The following is a 5,914-nucleotide window of genomic DNA, read 5'->3' as shown; positions in this document are numbered from 1 at the left end:
GCTGGCCGCCTTCCTGGCCGGCGGGCTCGCGCTCACCGCCCTGGCCGTCCGGCACAACCGGGTCTGCCGCCACCCCGGCGGTCCGCGCCGCGAACGCTAGGAGGAAAGATGACATCGTCGTTCCAGAACGCGGCCCTCAGCCGCCGAGGATTCCTGCGGATGACCGGAGGAGTCGCGGCCGCGGCCGCGCTGCCGGCGGGACTGGCCGCCTGCGGGGGGTCGTCCGGCGGCTCGGGGACCCTGCGCCTGGTGGGCGTCGCCGACCAGCAGAAGGCGCTCGACCTGCTCACCAAGGCCTACACCGGCGCCAAGTTCAGCACCTCGTTCGCACCCACCGACCAGGTGCAGACGTCGGTGCGCACCCAGCTCGGCGCGGGCAACGCCCCCGACCTGCACGTCGTCTACCCGGGCAACGGCAGCGCCATGAGCATGGCGCAGATCGCCCAGGCCGGGCTGCTCGCCGACCTGAGCGGCCAGGCGTGGACGAAGAAGATCCCGGCGAGCCTGAAGCCGGCGTTCCAGAAGGACGGCAAGACCTTCATCTACTCCGCCGGGTCGAGCGTCATCGGCGCCATCTACAACAAGAAGGTCTTCGAGAAGGCCGGAGTTGAACCGCCGAAGACCTGGAGCGAGTTCCTCGACGTCTGCGAGAAGCTCAAGAAGAAGGGCACGGTCCCGATCGCGCTCGGCGCGCAGACCCCCTGGGTCACGCAGCTGATCACCTACGCGCTGGTGCCGTCCACCGTGTACGCCAAGAACCCGCAGTTCGACAGCCAGATGCAGGCGGGGTCGGCGTCCTTCGCCCAGTCCGGCTGGGTGCAGGCCCTCGAGATGTACCTGGACCTGCAGAAGCGCGGGTACTTCAACGACAACCCCAACGGCACGACCTTCGAGCAGCAGACGTCCATGGTCGCCACCGGCAAGGCCGCCATGGCGATCCAGGTCTCGGCCGTCCTGCCCGACTTCCGCAAGGCCGCCGCGAACGCCGCCGACCTCTCGATGTTCCCGGTGCCGGGCGCGGACGACGCGGCCCAGGTGCGGATCCCCGCCGGGGTCGTCGTGGGGCTCGGCGTCAGCGCCCGCAGCAAGAACAAGGAGGCCGCCGAGAAGTTCGTCGCGTTCCTCGGCGAGCAGCAGAACATCAACCGCTGGGCCGAGGCCGTCGCCTGCGTCCCGCTCGTCCGCGACTCCTCCTCCAAGATCGACCCGGTGCTGGAGCCGTTCCTGCCGTACCTGGACGGCGACAAGGCCGACCCGTTCATGGACCAGGCGTGGCCGAACGCCGAGGTGCAGCCCGCCCACTTCGCGCTGGTGCAGGCGCAGCCCGCGGCTCGTCAGCGCGTCGTCGTGGACGAACTGGTGGACGGGCATCAGCTCGACCGCCGTCACCCCGATCGAGCGCAGGTGGTCCGTGATCACCGGGTGGCCGAGCGCCGCGTACGTGCCGCGCATCGCCGGCGGGATGTCCGGATGCCGGGCGGTGAGCCCCTTGACGTGCGCCTCGTAGATCACCGTCTCGTGGTACGGGGTGCGGGGCGGGCGGTCGTCCCCCCAGTCGAAGTACGGGCTGACGACCACCGACCGCATCGTGTGGCGCGCCGAGTCGGCGTCGTTGCGCGACCAGGGGTCTCCGAAGTTGTACCCGAAGCACGCCTCGTCCCAGTCGACCTGGCCTTCGACGGCCTGGGCGTACGGGTCGAGCAGCAGCTTCGAGGGGTTGCAGCGCAGGCCGCGCGGCGGATCGTACGGCCCGTGCACCCGGAACCCGTACCGGCGTCCCGGCATGACGCCCGGCAGGTAGCCGTGCCACACGAAGGCGTCCACCTCCGGCAGCGTCAGCCGCGTCTCCTCACCGTCGCCCGCCGGTCCGTCGAACAGGCACAGCTCCACCTTCTCGGCCACCTCGGAGAAGACGGCGAAGTTCGTTCCCGCGCCGTCGAACCGGGCCCCCAGGGGGTAGGCGTCACCCGGCCAAACCTGAGCCAATTGGTCCGCCCTTCGTAGGGTGCGGCGCCGGGCGCCCGACCGCGCACGTTCCGGGGGCCGCACCCCGGAAGCCCTTCCCTCTGGGGGATGGATCACACCGATCAGGACCCCACTGGCCAGAACGGACATCCGTGGGTTACGTTAGGGGAGCCTTACCTTAATGAGGGCGCCCTAACCGGCGCCGGTGGGGCACGCTGCGAAGAGGACGAGCCGCACGGAAGGTCTCCCACCGGAATGTACGTCTGCATCTGCAACGCCGTCACCGAGGACGACGTTCACGGCTGCATGGCGAGCGGTTGCACGACGGCCAAGGCCGTCAAGGCGGCCTGCGGCTTCAAGCCGGGCTGCGGTCTGTGCACCAAACGCATCCACACGATGGTCAGCGAGTACCGCGCCTCCACGGCCCTGGCGGACGCCCTGCTCGGGGGCAACGATCCCGCGTCCACGACCGCCGCCTGAACAACCCCCTCCCTCACGTTCCGTTCCAATAGGGGAACGCGCTGTGGGCGATTAGGTACTGTCCCGGATCCGGCCCGGCATGGAAGCATGGGGCCATGGAAGGCGACAACGACATCATCGCTCTGCTGAACGAGCAGCTCACCGCCGAGCTCACGGCGATCAACCAGTACTTCCTGCACTCCAAGATGCAGGAGAACTGGGGCTTCACCCGCATCGCCAAACACACCCGCGACGAGTCCTTCGACGAGATGCGGCACGCGGAGCGGCTCACCGACCGGATCCTGTTCCTGGAGGGCCTGCCGAACTACCAGAAGCTCGGCACCCTGCGCATCGGGCAGACGATCGTCGAGCAGCTCAAGGCGGACCTGGAGATCGAGATGGAGGCCGTGGCCCGGCTGCGGCCCGGCATCGAGCTGATGCGCTCGCGCGGCGACGTCACCTCCGCACGGATCTTCGAGGACATCCTCGCCGACGAGGAGGAGCACATCGACTACCTGGAGACCGAGCTGAGCCTCGTCCAGGCCCTCGGCGAGCAGAACTACCTGCAGCGCCTCACCGAACCGCCCGGCGAGGGCGGCCCGAGCCCCGTCTGAGCCCTACGTCGCCCGCCCGCCGCTCCTGCGCAGCACGTACGGCTGGATGATGCCGAGACCGATCGCCGCAGGCCCGTTCCATCCCCGGGAAGGATCGACGACCCAGGTGACCAGCGACGACACGCCGAAGGCGCGCCCCGTTCGGGCCGACGTTCGCCGCAACCGCGCGCGGCTGCTCGCCGCGGCGCGGGAGACCTTCCAGCGCCAGGGGGCGGGCGCCTCGCTCGAAGGCGTCGCGCGGCTCGCGGGCGTCGGCATCGGCACGCTCTACCGCCACTTCCCCACCCGCCAGGACCTTCTGGAGGCGCTGCTCGCCGACGTCTACGCCGGGCTGGCCGCGTCCGCCCGCGACCTGCTGGACTCCCCGTCCTCCGGCGAGGCCCTGCTGGCCTGGCTGCGGACGTTCGTCTCGGAGATCACCGCCTTCCCGGGCATGGCGGCCTCGGCGATGGTGTCGCTGCGCGACCCCCGGCTCGACCCCTCCGGCTCCCGCGCGGCGATGTCGGAGGCGGGCGAGGCGCTGCTCGTCCGCGCGCAGCGCGCCGGGGTCGCCCCCGCCGGCGCGGCGTTCGGCGACGTGCTGAGGCTCGCGGGCGCGATCGCGACGGTCGCCGAGCGGGACCCGGACGCCGCGGCCCGGCTGCTGTGGCTCGCCGCCGCCGGCGTGGCGCCGGGCGCGGCCCGCTAGAAGCGCGGCCCGGCGGTAGCCGGTCAGTCGGTCTCGGGGACGGGCAGGACGCGGCGGGGGCCGCGCGGCGCGTCGGCCCGCTCGCGCCATTCGCGCGGGTAGCCGACCGACACCTCGATGTGCGGGACCTCGCCGGTCCAGATCGTCCGGGGAATGTGCAGGTGCCCGTAGACGACTGACACCGCGCCGAACCTGCTGTGCCAGTCGGCGGTGCGCTCGGTGCCGCACCACTGGGCGAACTCCGGGTACCAGAGGACGCGGGTGGGTTCGCGGACGAGCGGCCAGTGATTGACGAGCACGGTCCGCGTCCCCGGCTCCAGGGCGGACAGGCGCTGCTCGGTGTAGGAGATCCTGGCTTCGCACCAGGCGTCCCGTCCGGGATACGGGTCGGGGTGCAGGTAGACCTCGTCGGTGCATACGACACCGGCCTCGTGCGCGGCTTTGAGGGCCTCTTCCTTGCTGGACGTCCCGTCGGGGCGGAATGTGTAGTCGTACAGGATGAACAGCGGCGCCACGGTGACGGCGCCGTCCGGGCCGTCCCAGACGGGATAGGGGTCCTCGGGGGTCAGCACGCCCAGGCCGCGGCACATCTCGACGAGCCGGCGGTAGCGGGCCTCACCGCGCAGCTGCACGGGGTCGTCCTTGATGGTCCACAGCTCGTGGTTGCCGGGCACCCACAGCACGGCGGCGAATTGCTCGACGAGGGTGCGCAGCGTCCACTCGACGTCGGCGAAGCGCTCGCCGACGTCGCCCGCCACGATGAGCCAGTCGTCCTCGGACGCGGGCCGCAGGCCCTCGACGAACGCGCGGTTCTCCGGGAACCCCACGTGCAGGTCGCTGATCGCGTAGACGCCGCCCATCCGCCGATGGTAAGCCCCGGGCCCGCGCGGGCCGCGCCTCCGCGGGCATCTGCGCCCCCACTCTCATTTCCATGCGAGTGAGGGCGCAGCGTGGGTCGAACAGGGACCGGGCGGTTTCTCCCGGCGCCCCCTGCTACTCTCCGACGACGCCGGCCTGAACCGCGGCGGCCACCTCGTCGGGGGAGAGCACCTTCTCCATGCCCCAGATCCGACCGGCCGTGTTGAGCGTTCCGGTCAGGGCCAGGACCATTTCCCCTTTCTCGGCGGGCGACAGGCGCTCCTTCCTGATCTTAAGGATGACACGGACGGTGTCGTTGACGGCCGACTGGACCCGATTGAGGTCCAGATAGGTCTCCAGATCCGCCTGCCACCCCTCGGTGGAGGCGGGCGGCATCCTTTCGAGGCAGCGCTCCAAAAGATACTGCCGGTCTCCTTCGGTGTAGCGCATGAGGTGCAGGTGGGTCGCCACCTCGTACACCCAGTCCCCGATCGTCGCCAATTCCCAGTCCACGAAGACCGCGTGACCGTCGGGACGCACGATGATGTTCCCTCGGTGCAGGTCGTTGTGCAGGAGCTGAAACGGCCGGGGAGTGAGTTTCGTCAAGCGGCCCACCATCGCCCGATGCGGTTGGAGAGGAAGCCCGAGCAAATCGAACTCCCTGCCGAACCAGCGTGTCGACTTCCAGTGGGCGACCGACGCCTGGATGGCCCTGCGCAATCCGAATCCCACCGAATCGCCGTCTTCCGGCCACCAGGGCGGCAACCCCATGTCCCCCAACGGCACATCGGTCAACCTGCGGAACAGGTCCACCGTGTCGTCGAGAACGAGCCTCGGCACCGGCCGACCCGGTGGCGAGAGTTCGTGGAGGACTCGGCCCTCCTCGTACGCGTGTACGGACCACCCCTGCCCCTCGTAGACCAAGTGGGACGCCTTTCGGCCCAGATGGGGCTGAATGGCCCGCAACACGTCGTTCTCCTCATAAGTACGCCGATCCAGATTGTCCGCCCCGGCGGCAGGGAAGCGACACATCAGGTTTCCCACCCGGACGTTATGGTGGTAGAGACCGCTGAGTGCGCCGGCCTTCTCCAGGGCGACCGAGCGAAGTCGGTGAGCCAGATCAGGGTCGCGTTCGAGGAGCTCCCTTGTAGCAGCCAAATCTTCTGCAGCGACAAGCTGCGAAAACCTGTCGCCCATCATCCCTCCTCCTTTTGGTTGTCACGAGCCGCCCCTGAGGAACCGCCTTTCGCCGTCCGAGACGACAACTGATCCATGCGCGATTCAGGGCCCGGCGTGTACCGCCGGGCCCTGAATGTTCTACTCGGAAATC

5 protein-coding genes and 2 pseudogenes are annotated in these 5,914 nt (G+C 69.8%); 4 read left to right on the top strand and 3 right to left on the bottom strand.

Features of this window, described 5'->3' with window-relative positions; translation table 11 throughout:
• Positions 1-108: 108 nt before the first annotated feature.
• Positions 109-1,179 (top strand): annotated as a pseudogene (locus AB0C69_RS36645) (extracellular solute-binding protein); the annotation flags it as partial.
• A gap of 141 nt (positions 1,180-1,320) precedes the next feature.
• Here the strand turns inward: AB0C69_RS36645 and AB0C69_RS36640 are convergent.
• Positions 1,321-1,986 (bottom strand): annotated as a pseudogene (locus AB0C69_RS36640) (glycogen debranching enzyme); the annotation flags it as partial.
• Between the two features lie 234 nt (positions 1,987-2,220).
• Here AB0C69_RS36640 and AB0C69_RS36635 point away from each other — a divergent pair.
• From AB0C69_RS36635 to AB0C69_RS36625, 3 genes are all read left to right on the top strand, one after another.
• On the top strand, positions 2,221-2,445 hold the full coding sequence (locus AB0C69_RS36635; protein WP_345187280.1) for a (2Fe-2S)-binding protein: 225 nt from the start codon (positions 2,221-2,223) through the stop codon (positions 2,443-2,445).
• 95 nt (positions 2,446-2,540) lie between these two features.
• Positions 2,541-3,038 carry a bacterioferritin gene (gene bfr / locus AB0C69_RS36630; protein ID WP_345187283.1) on the top strand — a complete coding sequence of 166 codons (498 nt, stop codon included), beginning with the start codon at positions 2,541-2,543 and terminating at the stop codon, positions 3,036-3,038.
• Positions 3,039-3,144: 106 nt separating this feature from the next.
• On the top strand, positions 3,145-3,726 hold the full coding sequence (locus tag AB0C69_RS36625; RefSeq protein ID WP_360360141.1) for a TetR/AcrR family transcriptional regulator: 582 nt from the start codon (positions 3,145-3,147) through the stop codon (positions 3,724-3,726).
• A 23-nt stretch (positions 3,727-3,749) separates the two neighbouring features.
• On the opposite strand, the gene AB0C69_RS36620 is transcribed toward AB0C69_RS36625, so the two are convergent.
• Both AB0C69_RS36620 and AB0C69_RS36615 read right to left on the bottom strand, forming a co-directional pair.
• On the bottom strand, positions 3,750-4,586 hold the full coding sequence (locus AB0C69_RS36620; RefSeq protein WP_360360138.1) for a metallophosphoesterase: 837 nt from the start codon (positions 4,584-4,586) through the stop codon (positions 3,750-3,752).
• Between the two features lie 133 nt (positions 4,587-4,719).
• Complete coding sequence (locus tag AB0C69_RS36615; RefSeq protein ID WP_360360136.1) at positions 4,720-5,784, bottom strand: aminoglycoside phosphotransferase family protein; 1,065 nt, start codon at positions 5,782-5,784, stop codon at positions 4,720-4,722.
• Positions 5,785-5,914: the final 130 nt, after the last annotated feature.

Origin of the sequence: Actinomadura sp. NPDC048032 (assembly GCF_040653175.1) — a bacterium.
Taxonomy (GTDB): domain Bacteria; phylum Actinomycetota; class Actinomycetes; order Streptosporangiales; family Streptosporangiaceae; genus Spirillospora; species Spirillospora verrucosospora.
Note: the sequence above shows the minus strand (reverse complement) of the source record. Positions and strands in the feature narration are given on the sequence as shown.